Consider the following 20,334-nt stretch of genomic DNA (forward strand, 5'->3'; position numbering starts at 1 on the left):
ATAATATTTATTATAATTATTAATTAAATATTTAATTTTTATATCAAATTTTCTAAAAAATTATTATTTTTAAATATATAATTTAAATTATTAATAATTTAAATAGATTTTAATAAAATAATTAATATAAAAACTTATACCTGAATCATATTATTAACTAGAGTAAATTTTAGCAAATAATTCTTCAAAATAACTTTCTATTTTGATCTTAGCATTTGGAATACCTCTAGGCTTAAAATGATTTTTTAAAACAGGATGCGTGCGGATACTTTCTTCAACAAAATATTCCTGAATCTTTTGGAATTTTTCATTATCAATGATGACATCACAATTCCCTAAAAAATAAGGCAATTTGTGAATATATCTTTTAAAAATATCAATATAACAATAATATGGAAATTTATCCTTGCAAACATACACTGCATTATTGCTATGATAATCAATAAAAGTGCGATTTCGTTTGAGTGCATTGATATCTCTTAGGGTATAAAATTTAGCGATGGGTTCATCTGTTTCTTTGAGATATTTTTTATTGGGATATTTATGAATATAGTTCTTTATTGTGTCAAAATCATTTAACCTAAAAGTCCCTCCATCTTTGATTTTAAACTCAAAACATTCAATAAACTCACAGTTCATTCCTATATGATCTCTTTGGTATAAACCTATCAAGATTGGGAAAGCACTTACCTTTGAGGTGCCTGAAAATTCTTGAGAATTAAAAATAACCCCATCAATGAGTTTATAATTTTTAGCAAACTTTGAAAGCAAGGAAAAATTAGATTTTTTTATCAGATATGATAAAGGATGAAGTACGCAAACATAATCAGCTTGTAACTTTTCATAAGAAAGTAAAAATGACATCCCTAAATCACGAGTTTTTAGATCACTATCTATTGGAGTTGAAATTTTTTTCATATGATTACGGATAATAGAAGTTCTATCATTATAAGGGGGATTGCCAACAATGATAAGTCTTTCATCACTTTTAATACTTAAGGCTTTTCTACTCAGATTTTCTAGCGAGTTTTTACAAAAAAACTCTATATTTTCTCTTTGATTTTTTGCCTCCGCTATGGCTTGTTTATCAATATCTACGCCAATAAAACGATTGATGAAATTTTCTTGTAAAAAAGAACCATACCCACAAGATGAATCTAAAATCGTGTATTTCTCAAAATCAAAGACACTCTGAACTAACATCTTATAAACAATATTCACCAGATTAGAGGGAGTATAATAACTCCCTAAATTGACGGTGGTTTTTATATCCAAGTGTTTTTGATCGGTACTAATAGTAGGAAATGAGAACATCAACGCCACTCAATTATAAATGATGCTATAAATTGCTGCAGAAATTGTGAGTAATCCAAAAATCAAAATGAATAAATTCTGCAAAGGCTTTTTATATTTTTTCAGTTCATCAAAACTATAGATCGCTATTAAGGGTATGATAAAAAGAATAATGGCTAAAATAGGCCCGACAAATTTATCTATCATTCCTAATATTTGCGGGTTCATATAAGATGCAAACCAAGCGATAATAAAAGTGAGACTGATGGTGATTTTTTTGGCAATTGATGGACTGATTTTATGATTTGAAATCTTGAACAATATTTGATTGAATCCCTCTTGAGCACCTAAATAATGTCCAATAAATGCCTTCCACATAGCCACAAAAGCGATCATAGGAGCAACATATACCAAAACAGGTGCTATCACTTTGAAAATGGGGTTATCAAATCTATCTGCAATATTGGCCACTAGAGATAAAATCGATATATTTTCCTTTTGTGCAACTCTAAAATCATCAAGACTCAAACACATCATAAAAGAAAATACAAAAAACATCACTGTTACAATCATTAAAACATTGCTAGTAGCAATAATTTTAGAACTTTTTGCATCAGCATTATTTCCATATTTTTCTTTGCTATACACCGCTAAAGATGAGATAATGCACGAGTGATTGAAAGCAAATACCATCACAGGAAGCAATAGCCAAAGACTCTTGATATCTTGACTCCAAGAAAAATTTACATTTTTAAATAAATCCGTATTCCATTCTGGTATCAAAGAGAGTGCAATCATCATAAGCACGATTATAAAGGGGACAACTAAAACACTCATCACCTTCACGATTACTTCCTGTCCAAAACTCACTATAAAAATCAAAATTGCCACCAAAATAAATGACAGCAACAAGCGATTAGGGGAATTCATATGCATCTGATGAACAACAAAGCTATCTAGCGTATTGGTAATCCCTACAGTATAGATGAGTAACACAGGGAAAATAGCGAAAAAATACAAAATTGTGATGATCATCCCCCCTATGCTTCCAAAATACTTCTGTGCTACAACCGTAATGTCATCAGAACCAACATCAGATGAAAGTACAAAACGGCACAATGCTCTATGAGATAAAAAAATCACTGGAAATGCCAAAATAACCATCATTACAAGTGGGATAAGCCCACCTGAACCCATTTTGATGGGTAAAAACAAAACTCCCGCTCCAATAGCTGTGCCATAAAGACTCAGTGCCCACAATAAATCTCGCCTACTCATATTCTTCCTTCTATTTACATGAGCCTTATTATAAAAAATAAATGATTAAATAACAAACTCAATTATCTGAATTTTATATCATTATTCTTATTTATTATTCAAAAAGTTGTTTGATATAAAACTATGTCACACCTTAATTAGTTGGCTTTTGAATACTTGCTTAAGAATTTTTAAGGATGTTTTTAAATATTTAGCGTTATAAAAAAAATCTTTTTAGAACTAATAAAATCATCACCCATAGAAGCTTTTATGACTTCTATTTAGATGAATGTATTTAATTGGATTTTGATGAAATATTGAATTGAAAGCAAATAACGCAAAAATTCATAATATCAAATCAGAAAAATTTACTTGCTATTTGTACATAAAATGAAGCTCCTGGTGCTTTATAATAATCATAATACTGAGTATTTGTAAAATTTAAAAAACTTAAAGAAAGGGATGTTTTGTTAGCAAACTCATAGCCAATTTTTGCATCAAAACTAACTCGTGGATTGATAGAACCGAAGGTTTTTTGGGTTTTGTCCTTTATGTTATTATCAAGACTAGTAAATGCACCTGATTGTGCATTCATCTGCAAAGAACCAAAAAATCCTACTTTATCTTCCCCTCCATAAAGTAATGAGAAATGCCCCATATGAGGAGGGATTTGGGCTATATAATGACCATTATATTTGGGTTGTGCATCATTTTTTATGATTTTGGCATTGGTGTAGGTGTAGTTTGCACTTACCCATAAATCTCCATAGATTTTTTGATCAATTTCTAACTCCACACCATTGATGCGTTCGTGGCCACCATTGATATTTTGATAGGGATCATCAATACTTCCTGAGCCATTTTTATAAATCGCATTGAACATTTCAGTTTGATAATAATAGGCCTTGAATAACCCTCCATAAGAATTCCCCTGCTCCATACCTATATCAAACTCAAGTCCATATTCTGGGGATAAAAAGGGATTATTCGCTTGATAATCCCCACTATGTGCATGAGCATACATCTCTCTAGTATTTGGTGCTCTAAAGGCTAAACCAACAGAACCCTTAAAAACAGTGTCGCTAAAGGGACGATAATTGAGTGCAAACTTTGGAGAGGGAAAGAATTTTTTTGTATCTGGGAATATTTGTTTATTTGGATTGTGCTTATCAGTTGTATCTAAAGTGCTCATGTCAAATGTTTGCCAATAATCAAGTCTGAGTCCCATATTAGTACTAAAAACTTCACCCCATTTACTAGTAAATTGCGTCCATAATGCAATCGTATAAGCACTGCTATTATCTTGTCCATAAAGATCTGTATAGTCATTCCAAAAATCTCTACGTGTCCAATCACCTATGGTATGTCGCTCATTAGAAGCTTCCATATATCTAGCTTGAAATCCTACCATCAGGGTGTGATTGTCTGTGAATTTATTTTGATAGATGATGTCCAAATAATTGCTACTTGCGGAATTATCTAGAGATTTTCCAGGTCCTCCAAATATACTTGCGGTAGCTTTGGAGTTATCTCCATCACTAAAATGCGAGATCAAATTCACACTTGAAATTGTAGTGGTTAAAAAAGCACTATCACTAAAATAGTGTTTGTGTGAGATAGATGAGAGATAGTTTTGTTCAAAACGAAATCCTGACCAACCAATCCCATAAAAAGGACTAGAAAAATTACTCTTAGCACTATCTGTATACCCACCATATATGGGTTGTCCTGAAGCATCTCTCAAATCTGTTTGGGTGGAGTTTTGATTTTCATTGATAGTGGAGATATTAAAAGAAATGCTGGTGGTATCATTATCACCCCAATCATACTCTGCTTTAATATGTCCATTGTTGGTAAGATAGCCACTACGTCCAAGTTGCCCTACAATCTCTCCTGCTGTTGTGGGCATTCCATATGCAGTGATTTCGGTAGAAGAATCAAAAGGTTTTTTTAAAATTGCTGGAACTCTAGCATATCCATCGCTCATTGAAAAGCCATAACTTGCTTTTACTCGTAATCTTTTATCAAAAAATGCATCACCTACGCTAAAATAGCCTCTTGTTCGATTCTTTTCTGCTCCATTATTCACTATTTCATTGCCATAACCTAGCGTGGCCTTCATCTCTAACTTGGTAGGCATAGAGGTGATAAAATTGACAACCCCACCAATTCCTCCTGTTCCATAAAGGCTAGAAAAAGGTCCTCTCACCACCTCTACGCGATCAATATCCATACTAGAAATGGATTGAATAATACGCATTTCCCCTTCTAGGTCATTCAAAATCACGCCATCTAGCATCACAAGAGTTCCATAAGGAATTCCTCTCATATAAACTTGAGGGCGTCCATTATAACCTGCATCCTTATCAACCTTTACCCCTGCCATCACACGCATCATATCGCTGATTTGAACAGAAGTGCGATCTTTTATTTCTTTGTGATCCATCACGCTCACATTACCTGGAGCCTCTGAAATAATCGTAGGGATTCGATTTGAAGTGGTAATCACCTTATTGAGCTCAAAACTCTTTTCTTCATCACCAAAAAGAAAACTCGTGCCCAATATAATACAAAACAAAATAAAGCTGTAATGATTTTTACGACTCATTTATTGACCTCTTTAGATTTTATTATTATTTTTTAAAAAATAATATCTTGATATTTTATTCATATATTATTAAGAATACATTAAAAATAATATTTTGTAATATGAAAAGAAAAATCTCTATTCAAAAGTATTTTGCGTATAAATCAATATAGCGATTCAAAGAATATAGAGTCTTTAAAGGATTGAATTTTTCAAATCCAATAAATACCTGGCCTAAAATGAGATCAAAAAACCGCTGATAAAAATAACTGAGATGATAACAGGAATGATGTATTTGATATAAACAAACCAAACAGATATAAATCCACCTCCTAGCTTTGCTCCATTTTTGAGCTCTTTTGTAGCTTCGCTTCCTAATACCCACCCTACAAAAAGACTCGCCCCTAAAGCTGTGAGGACAAAAAATACATTGCCACTCACAAAATCAAAAGTATCAAAAATATTTCTCCCTGCTATATTCACTTCACTCCAAGGTCCATATGCAAGAATACAGGGAATATTTCCGACAATAAATATCAATAAAAGAGTAATAGAAATAGCATTTTTACGCTTTAACCTGAGTTTTTCTATGATAGCTGTGATAATCACTTCGTAAATAGGAAGTGAAGTAGTGAGTGCTGCAGTGATAAGAAGTAGAAAAAACACGATCGCAAACACATTTCCAAAAGGCATGTGAGAAAAAACAATTGGCAGGGTCTTGAACACAAGAGAAGGACCTGAATCAGGACTAAGTCCAAAACTAAAAAGTGAGGGGAATATCATAAAACCCGCCATAATAGCTATCAAAGTATTCAAAATTCCTGTGATGATGGCCGTTTTTATCATATCTTCTTTTTTGTGCAAATATGATGATAAGGTAATCATTACTCCAAACCCCAAAGATAAAGCGAAAAATACCTGCCCTAAAACCAAAATAAACAACTTTGGTGTGATCTTGTTAAAATCAGGTGTGAGATAAAACTTTACTCCTTCAATTGCCCCTGGCATTGTAAGATTACGAACAACCATAGCCAAAAGACATAAAAACAGTAAGGGCATTAAATATTTCATTGAACGCTCGATTCCATCAATGATACCCTTTGATAAAATAAACCAATTAATTAACACAAATATCAAAGTAAATATGCCTATACTTAAGGGTGAATGCTCAATGTGAGTGTCATAAAATTCTGAAGTGATATCTTTAGTGATAGGAATAGAAAGATCAAGTCCTCCATTTAAAATACTCACTATATAAGAGATGACCCACCCTCCAAGTACCATATAATAGCCCAATATTCCAAATGCCCCTAGTAATCCCATATAACCGAATATTTTCCAATATTTTGAGATTTTTTTACCCTCTATGCTCCCCCCAAAAGAATCAACAGAATTCATATGTGCACGTCTTCCGATCACATTTTCCACCAAAATAATTGGGATACCCACCACAATCATCGCAATAATAAAAATTAGCACATAAGCCCCACCACCATTTTCTCCAACCAAATAAGGAAACCTCCAAGTCGCCCCAAATCCTACCGTAGCTCCTGCCACCGTAAGAACATAGGTAAGACGACTTGACCAAAATTGCCTTTTTTGCATTAACGCTCCTTATTTTAGATTCAAAAATTTGTTTGGATTTTAAAAAGTAGATTTTACCAATTTTAGAAGATTTATGAGTAGGTTTTTATAGATTTTAAAATATTAATAATTTTTATTATTTGATAATTAATTTAATATAATGATATTATAAAAACAAAAATTAATTTTCTTTTTAAGCTATTATAAATAAGTTGATGATTTCAAGCTACAATTGTGAATATCCCTCCCCGAGTCCCTATGAAAAATAACAATCTAATTGGGTGTTAACGGGATATTTTATTTATAATAATTGAACTTTTATATTCTGAAACTGATCTATTCTTGAACTACCATCTTTTTTAATTACATGCCTTTAAAACAAAATTTCAAAAAACCTGAGTTAAAAAAGATAGCGTCAATTATTTGTATGACCAAATTATTTCACCTCCTTGAGTGATGCTTTTCTGTTAGGCTCACTATAAAGCAAACTAGAGATTTCATTAGCAGTTTTTTGATTATTTAAAGCTCCTTGTTTTGTTTTAAAGCCTCCTAAGAGATAAACTTTATAGAGTTTATTGATAGTTTTTCCATCTTGCTTCAAGCTTCGGTTTTGATAATCTATTACATAAGGATATTTCTTCAAAAGCTCTTCTTGTTTTTGGGTGAGCTGATCGCTACCTTCCAAAGCATAAACTTCCAAATAAAATCCTGCTGGAATTTTGCTGAACTCATTAGCATTATTTTTAGTTTTAGAAATAAGTTGGTTGGTTAATGTTCTTTGTCCAAAACTATATCTTCCTCCAAATGAAACCAAATAGTCTTGATTAAAAGTTTTACCTAAAAATCCACTCTCCAAATCCAAATAAAGCTTCCAAGAATCAGTAATACTAGAATTGATACCCAAAGAAGCTACAAGCATATTATTAGATTTAAGATTGGTTTGAGCATCTGCCATATTAGATACAAGATTGATAACTCCACCTTGTAAAAAATCATTTACATAAGAGAGACCAGCCCTAAAATCTGTCTGGGATTGATTATTTTTAAAAGAATATCCTACCACCCCTCCAACTCTAGCTCTAAGTGTCAAGATAGAAGTAATAGTGGATTTCAGATACGAATTTCCATTGATCTGATCAAAACCTCCATTGGTCAAATAACCAACAATTCCTTCCACTTGGGGTTCTAGATAAATAGAATGTTTAGAACTCTCTTTTTCTTTGAGTGCAAAAATCCATCTGTAACCAAACTCTTGTCCATAAGACAAACTAGAAACATTCAAAGAGGTATCTTTCTTTTCATTATTTTTTATTTCGAGTTCGTTTTTGATAAAAGCATACTTAGCAATAGAATCACTATAAAATCCACTATCTCCAACATAAGAGTAATAAACCCCTGCCTCTATTAAAGATGCCTTACCTGTGAAGTTAGAAGATCTGAGTGCATTGTATCCATAAGATAGAGCAAATCCCACAACCGATCTACCTGAACCTAAAAGACTAGATTCGGTAGGCATAGCATAATCATATCCTGCTTGAACATTTGTAGAATAAGTTTTAACCTCCTCATCTTCTTCATTATTAGTAGATAATGCATTGAAAATCCTTGCCCACACGCCTTGAGATTTTTCGTTGCTTCTGAGTTCTCCTAGTCTTTTGTTTAGATCGTTAATATTGGTCAAGAAAATAGTATAAGGCGTACTCATAGCCGCTTGTGTTAGGGCTTTTGATTTTTCTTGAATGGAAGCTGAAGCTGACTTTATATAATAGTTAGTCCAAGACTGATCTGATGGCTGTGAAGCATCTAAATTTCCTTCTTCAGGAGCATCATCAGATGGTTTAGCATTGCTACCATCAGATGAACTTTCAATCCTTTTCTCAAAATTTGTGCTGATAATATCATAACCTTGTAAAACAGAGGATTGTGTATTAAACTCAAGACCTGCGTACATACTACCATCTTCTGCTTTTGTATTTTTTACAGAAGCCACCAAGATATTCTTCTGAGATAAATTTGCAAGAATAATTGATGAAGTATTTTGATAGGCTTGAATATAGTTAAATAAAGGCAAATCTTTAGAACCATTAGCACTAGAGATGATAATATGATCAGATTTTTTATCTCCAGCATCATCAATAGATGCATCAGGATTATAGGCTATCCTAAAAACAGCATTGTTGAGATCTTCAATCTGTCGAATATTGAGTTTTGAGAAAGAAACTTTTTGATTCAATTTTATAGAAGGAATTCCATTTGTTGCCAAGTCAATAATGGTATTTGTTTGAGTGAGCGAATCTCCAATAATATTTTTCATATCCAAATAAAAACCTTTTCCATCTGAAGAACTCAGTTTTTCAATCTGTGATCCATCCTCTAAGATGAGTTTAGATCCCTGAGAAAGCTTTATGTTAGTATTCACGTCTTTAATATCAAGTTTTCCAATAAATACAGCATCTGGATTAAATGTAGCTTCATAACTTTTTGGATTTGCAGGGGTCGCATTTGATGGCATGGCGATAGAAGGATCACCAGCAGAAGCAGGAGCAGAATCACCTGAAGGAGCATTAGTACTAGCAGAATCATCAGCAGGAGCACTAGCACTAATGCTAACACTAGCAGAATCATCAGCAGGAGCAGAATCACCCGAAGGAGCATTAGTACTAGCAGAATCATCAGCAGGAGCAGAATCACCCGAAGGAGCATTAGTACTAGCAGAATCATCAGCAGGACCAGAATCACCTGAAGGAGCATTAGTACTAGCAGAATCATCAGCAGGAACATCCGAAGGAATATTAGCAGGAACATCTGAAGGATCCAAGGAAGCTAGAGAATCCACTTCCCCTACTAAAACACCACTTACAGTCGCTTTATAAACACTATTATCAGAGATTTTATCCACAAATATTCTGACATAATTGCTAGGAAACAAATCCCGATAAGGTTTCAAAAGTGAGTTTGCTTTTAGAGAATCTAAACGAATTAAAATTCCATCTTCAAAAGAGTATCCATTCAAATTAGCTCCTAGCCCTGAAACATACGAACTAAAATCGGTATTGGTATTACTAGTTCCTGCTTGAGGAGAATAAGTGCCCTTGGCCTGATCAGAGAAAATAATATTGGTATACCCATCTTTATAATAAACATCAGCTTTTCCCTTGACATCTCCAGCTAAAGCAACATTGGTGATAGGATTAGGATTTTCCTCTGTAGCTTGTGTCCTGATATTAAAACTAGGTCCCTCGCCATCATACAAAAAAGTTTTAGTAAGATCATTGCTTTCAAGCTGGTTGATAAAATCTTGGCTGAATATCATTGTTATATTTGCATTTCCACCATTATTAGAAAACATACCACCTAAATACAAAGCATCATTAAAATCTACATTTTGAGTTGCATTAGAACTAGTTTCAATATTCCCATAATATGAAGTTATTCCAGAATCATAGAGATATTTCACTATCAAAGAAGGATTGGATTGCAAATAAGTATTTATAGCCTGCATATTTGCTTGTTTGATTTGCTCTGAAGTTGGCTTAGATAAAGGAGGCAATGAAGCAGGATCTCCTGTTGGCACTCCCGAAACACTGGCTACAATCGCTCCACTAGCTTGGGGTTGTGGATCCTCCATATTTTCTACAGGTTTTGAGTCTTCTGGATTTGGATTTGCTTCTCCACTAGCTTGAGGTTCTGAATCCCCTATATTTTCTGCAGGTTTTGAGTCTTCTGGATTTGGATTTGCTTCTGAGGCATCATTTTTTTCGCCTTCATCCCCTGGTGTGGGTATCGCATAAGGAAGCTTGATAGTTCCATCTTTTATCAAATTTGCTATTGTATTTTTTAAATTGGCCTTCGCCTCAGTGAAATCAACTTTTGAAGCATCTGAAGCAAAAGAAACACTAGATACGGATTGCTGTTTTGAAACAATATTTCCACCTAAAATAGTAGAGCCATCTTTTAGATTGATCCCTGTATGTGCATTGTTCGAACTAGAGATAATTCCTGATATCAATGAGCGATTCAAAGCAAGTGAGATAATCCCACCATCAACAACAATAGATCCATCCTTGCTAGCATCGTTATTCTTTGAGATCATAGAATGTTCAAGTGTTCCACTAAGTTGGCCATTTGCATTAACTGCTATTCCTCCTACTAAGTGAGTATTAGAAATATCAACTTTATTATCTTCTCCACTAATAGAAATGAATCCTGTTTGAGAATTTTTGGAAAGCTTTATATTGCTTTGACTTCCGCTTAAAGATATATCTCCTAGATATGTGCTTTGTAAATCAGTAGTGAGTTTTCCACCATAATTAATATTGCCAATAAAATAATCAAAAGCTTTTTGGGTGCTTGGCTCAAAAGAACTTGAAACGGTATTTTTCAGTGTAAGGTCAGAATTTGTATTATTGTTTGTGATATTTCCAATATCAGCATAAGCGATCTCACCACTTAGTATTCCTGCAAAGTCAATATTTTTAATAGATGTTCTTATGGGTTCAGGAGGCGTAGAATCTGAACCTTCAGAAACAGGAGCTGTATATGAAAAGGCGATATGAGATTCTATATTGGTATTAGAAATATTTCCAACAGAAGAATTATCCAAATTTAAATTCAATTTTCCATCATTAGCATTAATATCCCCAATAGTTGAACTCCCCAAATCTCCATCAATGGTTCCTGTAAAATCAATATCACCGATTTTTGCATTTTTAATATTGGAAAATAACAAAGAAGAGCCATTACTAGAAGCACTAATACTAAAAATTTCAAGAGAGGAATCTGTAAAAGATGCATTTATAACCCCACCTGCTTGAGCTTTTATCATTCCTTTAAAAGAAGACTTATCAGAGAATTTCACTCCAACCGTGTTAGTAATTCCTGCTTTAGCCTTATCATTAACAACAATATTTCCTTCCATAGAAGAAGCTTTGAAACTAAAATTATTCCAGCTTGAATAATTTCCTGTTGTAGGGGCGAGAATATTTCCTAAAAGTTTGGAGTTATCACTAAAAGTAAAACCATTATCAAGACTCCCATTTTTGTCTCCAAAAGTTGCATCACTCCAAGTAATATCTCCATTAACTATAGAACCTGATAAAGTTCCATTTAATCTTCCCCAGTTATTATTAATAGCCGATCCCTTGCCTGTTCCAATCACAGAATTAGTTGCATTCAAGGTGGCTTGGGCACCCCAACCCATTACAAGAGACCCCAAAGCAGAATTATTGAGATTAAAGTTACTTGTCCTGTTCGCACCATTTGAATTGCCCAGTCTCATTGAGGCTATGTTTGCAGAATCAATTGTTCCAGAGATTTTTCCATTAAAATTAATATTTCCTAAACTATACATAGGCTTGAAATCATCTGTACCCACATTTTTTTGAGCAGAAGCATCAGAAATTGGAGTAAAATTAAAAGCGAGTGTTGAAGCTCCATTAACATCATTAATATTGCCGGTATTAGAATTTCCAATATTCACAATTAATTTTGCTGATTGCTTTCCTGTTACATTTCCAATAGTAGAATTAGAGACATTTAAAGTTGTTGTACCGCCACTTGCATTGATGTTTCCATTCATTTTTGATCCATTAAAACTCAAAGAACTCGTACTAGCACTATTAAAGTCTCCATTTTTCCAAATCGCTCCATTTGAAAAAGTTACATTCATCGGACCTTTTTGATTATTGATATTTCCACTGAAGGCAAAACCACCAGTATTGTGATTCCCGCTAAAAGTAACCCTCGTATTAGTAGCATCCTGATTAGTGATATTTCCTGTCAAAGAAGAATTAGTGAATTTCAATGTCGTAGCTCCAGAACCTTTAACAGTAAAATCTGCGTACACTGTTGAATTATTGGTAGCATTAAAGTCAAAATAACCTTGTCCATTTATAATATTTGACTTTGAGCCATCAGTCTTTCCTTGAAGGGTGCTATTATTTAAATTAAAAACCCTCTTAGGTTTATTAGCATTCGATGGTCCTTGAATACTCTCAATATACAGCTTTGAACCACTGTTGGCATTGATAGTCAAGTCTCCAGATTGGGTAAACACTTTACCATTTTTCCAAATGGCTCCATTATTAAAAGTAAGATTAATGGTATTTGTATTTAAATACACATCACCATTAAAAGCATAACCCTTTGAACTATTTCCACTAAATGTTACATTAACAGGAATATACGATTGTGGAAAGTAATTATAAACTGTTGTAATCCTTCCATCTAGGGATGAATTTTTAAAATTAACATTAAGTTTACTCTCACGAAGAGGAACAGAATTGCCCGTTGTATTCAAGGTTCCCTTCATATTGGCATCATTTGAAAAATTAACATTAACTATCCCTATTGCCGCACTTAAATCACCCACAAATGCATAACCTTTGAGGCTAGGTTCACTATTTCCCTGATAAGAGCCATTGAAATTAAGATTAGAAGTATTATTAAATCCTCCATCATTGAACAAAAGTGTACCACCTTTTCCATTCCATACAGAATCTTTAAAATTTAAATTAAGGGTAGAACCATTTTGTACACTCAAATTCCCAACATTCAGAACACTCTTGTTCGCATCCACTTTCAAAGTCCTAGCTGGATGTGCTAATGGCAAACCTCCAACTACCAATTTCTTCTCATCGGGTTTTTCGCCTGATACAGACTGAAGAGATGAAGTCGTCCCTCCTGTAGCACTTGCGTTCACACAAGGTGAATCAGATCCTAACTTGCAGTCTGCAGCTTTTAATCCCTTATTGCTAGGCAACATCAATGCTAACAATACAGCCGAACTTACTTTTAAAATTCCTTTTGTATTTTTGATATTTTTGAATTTTAAATTTATGCGATTTTTCATAGTGTCTCCTAAACGTTGTAGTTTTGATGTTTTAAAGGGCGGGATATTAACCAAACAAATATTAAAATAATATTAAACTAAATATTAAATAAATTTTTAAAGAATATATTTTTTTTAATTAGTAAAAATTTATATATACTTTTTTAAAAGTTAAATATAAAAAATAGGAATGATAATTTTAATATTTTTAGCAATAGATATTTATTATTAGATTATAAAAATTACCAATAAATATTCAAATTTATTATTGTTTTGATGAATTTGAAGAAGAATTGGAGAAAAAGAGGAGATTTGTCTATCAATAAAATATGACAATAAGAACTAAAATACTTTTTAGGGAATTTTTAATTTGAAAATTTTATTGAATTTAAAGACAAAAATAGGGATGAAGAATCCCTATGGAAATAAGAACTATTGTTTGAGGTTGAGCAAAGTATTTAGGATTTGATCAGAAGTTGTTACGGCCTTAGAGTTGGCTTGAAAACCTCTTTGAACCACTATAAGTTGAGTGAGACTTCGACTTAAATCCACATTGCTCATTTCAAGTTTGGAGCCAGAAACCCCGCCTCTTCTTCCAGTGTTTGCTGCTCCAATCATAGCTTCTCCAGAGTTTGCTGAAGCAGAAAAAACATTCCCTCCTTCTGATTGTAAACCCGTGTTATTTGAGAAATTAGCTAGAGCAACTTGAGCGAGTGCAAGGCTTTTTCCATTACTAAATGCACCAAGCAAAGAACCATTTGAATCAAACCTCACGTCCATCAAATCCCCAGCTTGATAACCATCTTGATTGATAGCATAGGTCTCTGAGATTTTATCCACACTTGTGAGTCCGCCAAAACTACCTGAAAGACCAAACTTTAAATTCAACCTTTGAGGAGCATCTGATCCATTTTTAGGATCAATTTGCAAGACAGGAGGATTCATACCCCCCAAACTTCCATCACTATTAAATCGCAACTTGCCTCCTTCAAAAATATTGGGCCTACTAGAAGAAGAGCCGTAAATCTCCGAAGGTTCAGGGACTATTGCTCTAAAATTCCACTCTGCCCCACCCGTTTTATAAAATTCAAACCTAACAGTATGCTTGGTTCCCAAACTATCAATCACATCAATACTAGTTGTATGAACCGCATGACCAATTTTTGAAGTGCTACTAGGGGTACCTCCTTCTATGAGAGAGGCTGTATTTAAAGATTTCATCGTGTCTTTAAACAAGACATTATTCGTAACATTTTCAGACGCATACCCACTCACAAAAAGATTGAGATTTTGTTTCTCATTGTCTCCATTATCTTTATTTGCAATTTCAAACATACCATATTTATTGACAGTAACTGACACTGAAGCAGTACTTTCACTATAGGCCTTTGTAGGATCTTTTATCATATTTGCATCATATTGCATCAGTGAGCGTAGATCTTCTGTTGTCCTAAACTGACCAGTGGCAGAATCTGGACTGACTGATTTTGTATATCTATATCTAAATGATGTGATATCTGCATCTCCTTGTATGAAGTTCGAAAAAGCACCTGTTCCAGAGGCAGTTACACGAATATTCTTAACCTTTTCATCTCCATCAAGCTCATTTTTATTTTCTAAACTCAAAAGCCCACCATTCACATAAGCCTCAATACCTGTTTTATCTTTTACAGCATTAATGGCATTTTGAGCTGCTATGAGACTAGAAACCCCACTCACAGCCGAATCATTAGTGAATGAGATTTGAGTATCATTGAGTCCAATGGTGTTTGTGGCATCTGATGGAATGACTTCATTGATCATTTGAGAGGTTTTATAACTGACCCATATGCCTTGATTTTCATTCAAAGCAAAGGCATCTCCATCTTGATTAAACAACGCACCCACATCTTCTGCCATCTGAGTGAGATTGGTTTTTGAATCATAAATTGGATTGATACCATCAGAAGGAGTCTTCACGCTAGAATCTAAAGCGAAAATACTCGACATTTGATCCACGTGCCTACCAGCATTTAAATTCGCTCTGAGTGAAACTTCTGTGGTTGCTCGTGCGGGCATCACCATACCTGGATCAATTTGAATATTTTTTAAAGGTCCTGTGTTATCGACTTTGAAAAAATCTGTTTCACTCATTTTTGAAGAGTTCTTTGCATCCTCTCGAACCCATCCCTGAACAACATAACCTCCAGTAGTAACAAGATTTCCATTTGCATCAAAAATAAATTGACCATCTCTTGTATAATTGCGCGTCGTGCCTCTATCGGGACTGATAACAAAGAAACCCTCCCCTTCAATTGCTAAATCTGTCTTGACATCACTATTTTGCGTATTACCCTGTGAAAATACCTTTGTTGTAGCATCAACACCCACACCAAGACCAACCGAGAAATCATTCTGACCACCTAGTCCATTTTTATATGGAGAGGTTGCAATCAATTTGATTTGCGAAAGCATATCCACAAATGAAGCCCTAGAATATTTGAAACCAACTGTATTGACATTGGCAATATTATTACTCTCTACATCAAGTGCTATTTGGTGAGCCTGCATACCGCTCACACCAGACCACATAGACCTAAGCATACAAATCCTTTGGAATTTTATATTTGTATTCTAAAAGCAATTACTGTGCCAAAATAATGAGAATATGATAGAAAGAAACTATAAATTAATATTAAAATTTATAATTTTTTAAATATATCCCCCTTCAAGAGGGATAAAAGAAGGAAACTAGCAAGAATAAGTAGAAATAAATTCAAATGGATGAGGACGACCCTCCCAAGGCCAGATTTCAGTTTCAAACTTAAAGTTCTTATAAATTTGAATAAAACTCTCAGTGAATACATCACCTTCTTTGAGATACTTTCTATCTAAAAGCATTTCTTCCATCGCGGTTCTAAGAGTATGAGGCATTTGTTTGATACCCTTCTCACGAATTTCGTCTAAAGTAAGTTCAAACAGATCAATATCCATCGGTTCGCCAGGCTCTATCTTATTGGTAATACCATCTAATCCCGCCATTAAGATACAAGAAAATGCCAGGTATGGATTTGCCGAACTATCAGGAAACCTAAATTCTAATCGAGTACTCTTGCCAGATACCCCATAAGGAATCCTCACACTTGCACTTCGATTTTGAGCTGAATAGGTCAAAATAGATGGGGCTTCAAATCCAGGAATAAGTCTTTTGTAAGAATTAGTAGAAGCATTTGTAAAAGCTGCCACACTCCTAGCATGTTTTAACACCCCGCCCAAAAAATAAAGAGCATCATCGCTTAAATTTTGATATTTCTTTCCTGCAAAAAGATTTTCTCCCGCTTTCCAAATGCTAACGTGTGTATGCATTCCACTACCATTGTCTCCAAAAAGTGGCTTTGGCATAAAAGTAGCCGTCTTACCATTAAGGTGAGCGACCATTTTCACAACATATTTAAGCTTTTGAACATTATCGGCCGCTTCTACCAAATCGCCAAATTTAATGCCCACTTCTCCTTGTCCTTGTGCGACTTCGTGATGAACGACAAAAGTCTCCAAACCAACTTGATTGAGAACTTTGACAATCTCTGCTCTTATATCCATCATTGAATCAACAGGTGGAACTGGAAAATATCCACCCTTTGTTCCAGGTCTATGTCCAGAGTTTATACCTCCTTCAAAACTCCTATCTCGATTCCATTCGCCTTCTTCGCTATCTATCTCATAATACTGACAATTAACCGCGTCTCTGATTTTAATGGAATCAAAAATAAAAAATTCATTCTCTGGTCCAATATAAGCAATATCCCCAATCCCTGTTTCTTTCAAATGACTAACAGCCTTTTTTGCCAAACTTCTAGGACATCTCTCATAAGGTTGATCTTTATATATATCCCACACATCGCAAAAAACAATAATAGTTGTGTCTGCAGTAAATGGATCAATAAAATATCTAACTGGCTCAGGTCTAAGTATCATATCAGAATGCTGGATGGGTTGCCATCCCTTGATAGAACTTGCATCAAAGGGAATGCCATTATGAAAAACCTCTTCATTTACTGCACTCATAGAATAGGCCATATGATGCCACACACCCTTAATATCAGTGAATCTAAAATCCACAAACTCTACATCATTCTCCTTACAAAAAGAAAAAAATTCTTTAATAAGATCTGGATTGCTGTATTTAGGAATACTCATCAACCATCCTTTCTAACAAATTTATACGCATATGATTCTATCATTGTATTCCAAAAACATAACTAAAATATCAACATCTTGAGCAGGTTTTTAAAATCCTCTATCATTTCATCTCAAAGCTATTATCCATATCTATGAAAAAATATTCTTACTGAAAAATACCTTGTAAAAATAAAACACTCCTACAAGCAAAATAATACCTGCTATATATCCTATCAGAATAGAAGAACTAAAACTAGCTATGCCAAAGCTAATCATCGCTATCACAGCTGCAGTAGTTGCATAAGGAAACTGAGTAATAAAATGACTCTGCACAGAACACCCTGCTCCTGTAGCAGATAAAATAGTTGTATCAGATATAGGTGAAGCATGATCTCCATACACTGCACCTGCTAAAACTGAAGAAATACACAAAATAATATCTCCACCTGATGCGATTGATAAACTAACTCCAATAGGCAACATAATAGCAAAGGTTCCCCAGCTTGTACCTGTAGCAAAAGCTATGAAACCTGAAATTCCAAAGAGTATCATTGGCATTGCCAACCCTGAATTTTCAGATAAAAAATCTTTGCTAAGATTAGCAAGATACACCCCTGTCTGCATATCATCGCTAATTACAGGACCTATTGCCCAGGCCAAAATCAATATTAAAATAGCTGGAAGCATACTCTTGATTCCATCAATCGCCATTTTGATAAAAGATGACCGACTTAAATATTTTATAGAAATCAAAATACTGATGATTAAAGCAAACAAACCTCCATAAAAAAGCGAAAACGCTGTATCAGTATTTTTAAGCATTGACAAAAAAGTGTTTTGTTGTCCAGTTTTAAATCCTGTCCATAAAATCATAAATCCAATTGATAGTATCAAAACAAACACAGGAATAATCAGTAGCCAAACAGAGCTTGAAGACTTGTGCAATTCTTTAGCAGATAGAAAATCTTTCACGCCAACGTTTTTATTTCTAACCATTACAGGAAGATTTATCTGCCAATAGATTGTTAAAAATACTGCCAAAAGAGCAAACCAAGCATAGTAATTGCTCCAAATACTATGCACCAATACAAATAATCCATCTCCCACAGATGCGGGAACACTTGAATGCATGATGCCTAATATATAAGCTCCCCAACTTGAAATAGGCATCAAAATACAAACAGGTGCGGAAGTAGAATCAATCACATAAGCTAAACGCTCTCTTGTAGAATGATTGGCATCATTAAGGGATTTAGAAATCTGCCCTACAGTTAAAGCATTGAAATAATCATCAATAAAAATCACAATACCTGCAGTAAAAGCTATGAATTCAGAACCTTGAGGTGTTTTGATGCGATGCCTTGCCCATTTTACAAAAGCATTCACGCCCCCTGAGTGTGAAATAGTCTGAGTAAGAATTCCTAAAACAATCAAAAAACCAAACACATAGATACTAGAATACTTTAACACCAAAGCAGAACTACCATCTTGCATAGACTCAAAAGTATAAAGGACTGAAGAAATTTTTTCGTAGATATAGGTAAAAGTTCCCATTAAATGCTCATGATTCATCATCACCCCACCTAGTGCTATCCCCATAAAAAGAGAAAGGACAACCCTCTTGGTAGCAAAAACCATCACGATAACACAAACAGGAACCAATAAACTTAAAACAGAATCAGCGTAATTCATAAAATTCCTTAAGAATACGAAATTTTATGAAATCATACCAAAATGCCCCTATTTTTTACTAGGAGCTGGAGGGTTCATTAGATCCTGCATTTTTTTAAGTTCTTGTTTTTTGGATTCAAGTTCAGTTTGAACTAGTTTTAGCTTCATCTCTTGTTTTTTGACTCTATCGGTTTTACCCTTAGCCTGAACTTCTAGAATCTTTTGTTTGACCTCTGCTACCTTTTTTTCTAACTTACTGATATCTGTTTGAATTTCAGCTATCACGATCTCATCTTTACAATGCTTTTGTAATTCTTTCAGTGCTTTTTGAAGTCCTGAAATTTTATCTTTATGGCCGTGCTTACTGGCATAATCAATCTGAGTTTGAACATCTTTTTCTTTAAAATCACACACAGGACCTGCCAACAATACACCGCAAGCAACAAAACTTAAAACCATTATCTTTTTCATTGTTCTATCTCCATATATAAAATGAATTAAAGGCAGTGAAATTATATCTTATTTTTTATTTTTTGAATCTTTAAGTAAATCTTTCATTCTAAGCATCTCTTGTTTGGCTGCAATATATTGCATATTAGCAACTTTATAATCAATTTGAGCTTGTCTTAACCTATGTGCATCGCCTTGTAATTGTGCCTGATGAAGAGCAGATTTTGCATTTTGTAGATTATTTTGAGTGCTTTGAATATTTTGGTCTATTTCTTCTAAAATATCAGAATCTTTGCAAGTTTTTGCAAAATCCTGAAGTTTTATCTCTAAATCCTTTGCTCTGTTGTCAAGATTTTTCTTTTTTGCGTAATCAATTTGAGCCTTAATATCATTTAATTTAAATTCACAAATAGGACCTGCATAGAGGTTCAGTGCCAAAAACACACCGATAAATAAAACCTTACTCAATTTCTTCTCCTAAGGCAGATTTTAAATGATTATACAG

The 20,334-nt window shown here is 33.9% G+C and carries 10 protein-coding genes; all 10 read right to left on the minus strand.

Annotation, left to right across the window (positions count from 1 at the left end; genetic code table 11):
- Nucleotides 1–153 precede the first annotated feature (153 nt).
- Nucleotides 154–1,314, minus strand: coding sequence for an SAM-dependent methyltransferase (locus BKH42_RS03020; protein ID WP_095294761.1), 1,161 nt, complete (start codon nucleotides 1,312–1,314; stop codon nucleotides 154–156).
- Between the two features lie 9 nt (nucleotides 1,315–1,323).
- Nucleotides 1,324–2,571, minus strand: a complete 1,248-nt coding sequence (locus BKH42_RS03025) for an aromatic amino acid transport family protein (protein ID WP_095294763.1) — start codon at nucleotides 2,569–2,571, stop codon at nucleotides 1,324–1,326.
- A 337-nt stretch (nucleotides 2,572–2,908) separates the two neighbouring features.
- Nucleotides 2,909–5,158 (minus strand): TonB-dependent receptor, encoded by a 2,250-nt coding sequence (locus BKH42_RS03030; RefSeq protein WP_095294765.1) that lies wholly within the window; start codon nucleotides 5,156–5,158, stop codon nucleotides 2,909–2,911.
- Between the two features lie 213 nt (nucleotides 5,159–5,371).
- Nucleotides 5,372–6,742 (minus strand): sodium-dependent transporter, encoded by a 1,371-nt coding sequence (locus BKH42_RS03035; RefSeq protein ID WP_095294767.1) that lies wholly within the window; start codon nucleotides 6,740–6,742, stop codon nucleotides 5,372–5,374.
- A 415-nt stretch (nucleotides 6,743–7,157) separates the two neighbouring features.
- A complete protein-coding gene (locus tag BKH42_RS03040) occupies nucleotides 7,158–13,571 on the minus strand; it encodes an autotransporter outer membrane beta-barrel domain-containing protein (protein ID WP_095294768.1) in 6,414 nt (2,137 codons plus the stop codon).
- Nucleotides 13,572–13,982: 411 nt separating this feature from the next.
- Nucleotides 13,983–16,133, minus strand: coding sequence for a flagellar hook protein FlgE (flgE, locus tag BKH42_RS03045; RefSeq protein WP_095294769.1), 2,151 nt, complete (start codon nucleotides 16,131–16,133; stop codon nucleotides 13,983–13,985).
- A 147-nt stretch (nucleotides 16,134–16,280) separates the two neighbouring features.
- Nucleotides 16,281–17,726: a type I glutamate--ammonia ligase gene (gene glnA, locus BKH42_RS03050; protein ID WP_095294770.1), complete on the minus strand. Its 1,446-nt coding sequence runs from the start codon at nucleotides 17,724–17,726 to the stop codon at nucleotides 16,281–16,283.
- A 132-nt stretch (nucleotides 17,727–17,858) separates the two neighbouring features.
- Nucleotides 17,859–19,346 carry a Na+/H+ antiporter NhaC family protein gene (locus BKH42_RS03055; protein WP_095294924.1) on the minus strand — a complete coding sequence of 496 codons (1,488 nt, stop codon included), beginning with the start codon at nucleotides 19,344–19,346 and terminating at the stop codon, nucleotides 17,859–17,861.
- 102 nt (nucleotides 19,347–19,448) lie between these two features.
- The gene (locus BKH42_RS03060; protein ID WP_095294772.1) at nucleotides 19,449–19,850 is read right to left on the minus strand and encodes a DUF1090 domain-containing protein; all 402 of its coding nucleotides are present in this window, start codon (nucleotides 19,848–19,850) and stop codon (nucleotides 19,449–19,451) included.
- Nucleotides 19,851–19,898: 48 nt separating this feature from the next.
- A complete protein-coding gene (locus BKH42_RS03065; protein ID WP_095294774.1) occupies nucleotides 19,899–20,297 on the minus strand; it encodes a DUF1090 family protein in 399 nt (132 codons plus the stop codon).
- Nucleotides 20,298–20,334: the final 37 nt, after the last annotated feature.

Origin of the sequence: Helicobacter sp. 13S00482-2 (genome assembly GCF_002272795.1) — a bacterium.
Taxonomy (GTDB): domain Bacteria; phylum Campylobacterota; class Campylobacteria; order Campylobacterales; family Helicobacteraceae; genus Helicobacter_J.

What these genes read in the sequence shown, in the direction of transcription:
- BKH42_RS03020 (WP_095294761.1), bottom strand. Translation starts at nt 1,314, where the DNA reads ATGTTCTCATTTCCTACTATTAGTACCGATCAAAAACACTTGGATATA.
- BKH42_RS03025 (WP_095294763.1), bottom strand. Translation starts at nt 2,571, where the DNA reads ATGAGTAGGCGAGATTTATTGTGGGCACTGAGTCTTTATGGCACAGCT.
- BKH42_RS03030 (WP_095294765.1), bottom strand. Translation starts at nt 5,158, where the DNA reads ATGAGTCGTAAAAATCATTACAGCTTTATTTTGTTTTGTATTATATTG.
- BKH42_RS03035 (WP_095294767.1), bottom strand. Translation starts at nt 6,742, where the DNA reads ATGCAAAAAAGGCAATTTTGGTCAAGTCGTCTTACCTATGTTCTTACG.
- BKH42_RS03040 (WP_095294768.1), bottom strand. Translation starts at nt 13,571, where the DNA reads ATGAAAAATCGCATAAATTTAAAATTCAAAAATATCAAAAATACAAAA.
- flgE (WP_095294769.1), bottom strand. Translation starts at nt 16,133, where the DNA reads ATGCTTAGGTCTATGTGGTCTGGTGTGAGCGGTATGCAGGCTCACCAA.
- glnA (WP_095294770.1), bottom strand. Translation starts at nt 17,726, where the DNA reads ATGAGTATTCCTAAATACAGCAATCCAGATCTTATTAAAGAATTTTTT.
- BKH42_RS03055 (WP_095294924.1), bottom strand. Translation starts at nt 19,346, where the DNA reads ATGGTTTTTGCTACCAAGAGGGTTGTCCTTTCTCTTTTTATGGGGATA.
- BKH42_RS03060 (WP_095294772.1), bottom strand. Translation starts at nt 19,850, where the DNA reads ATGAAAAAGATAATGGTTTTAAGTTTTGTTGCTTGCGGTGTATTGTTG.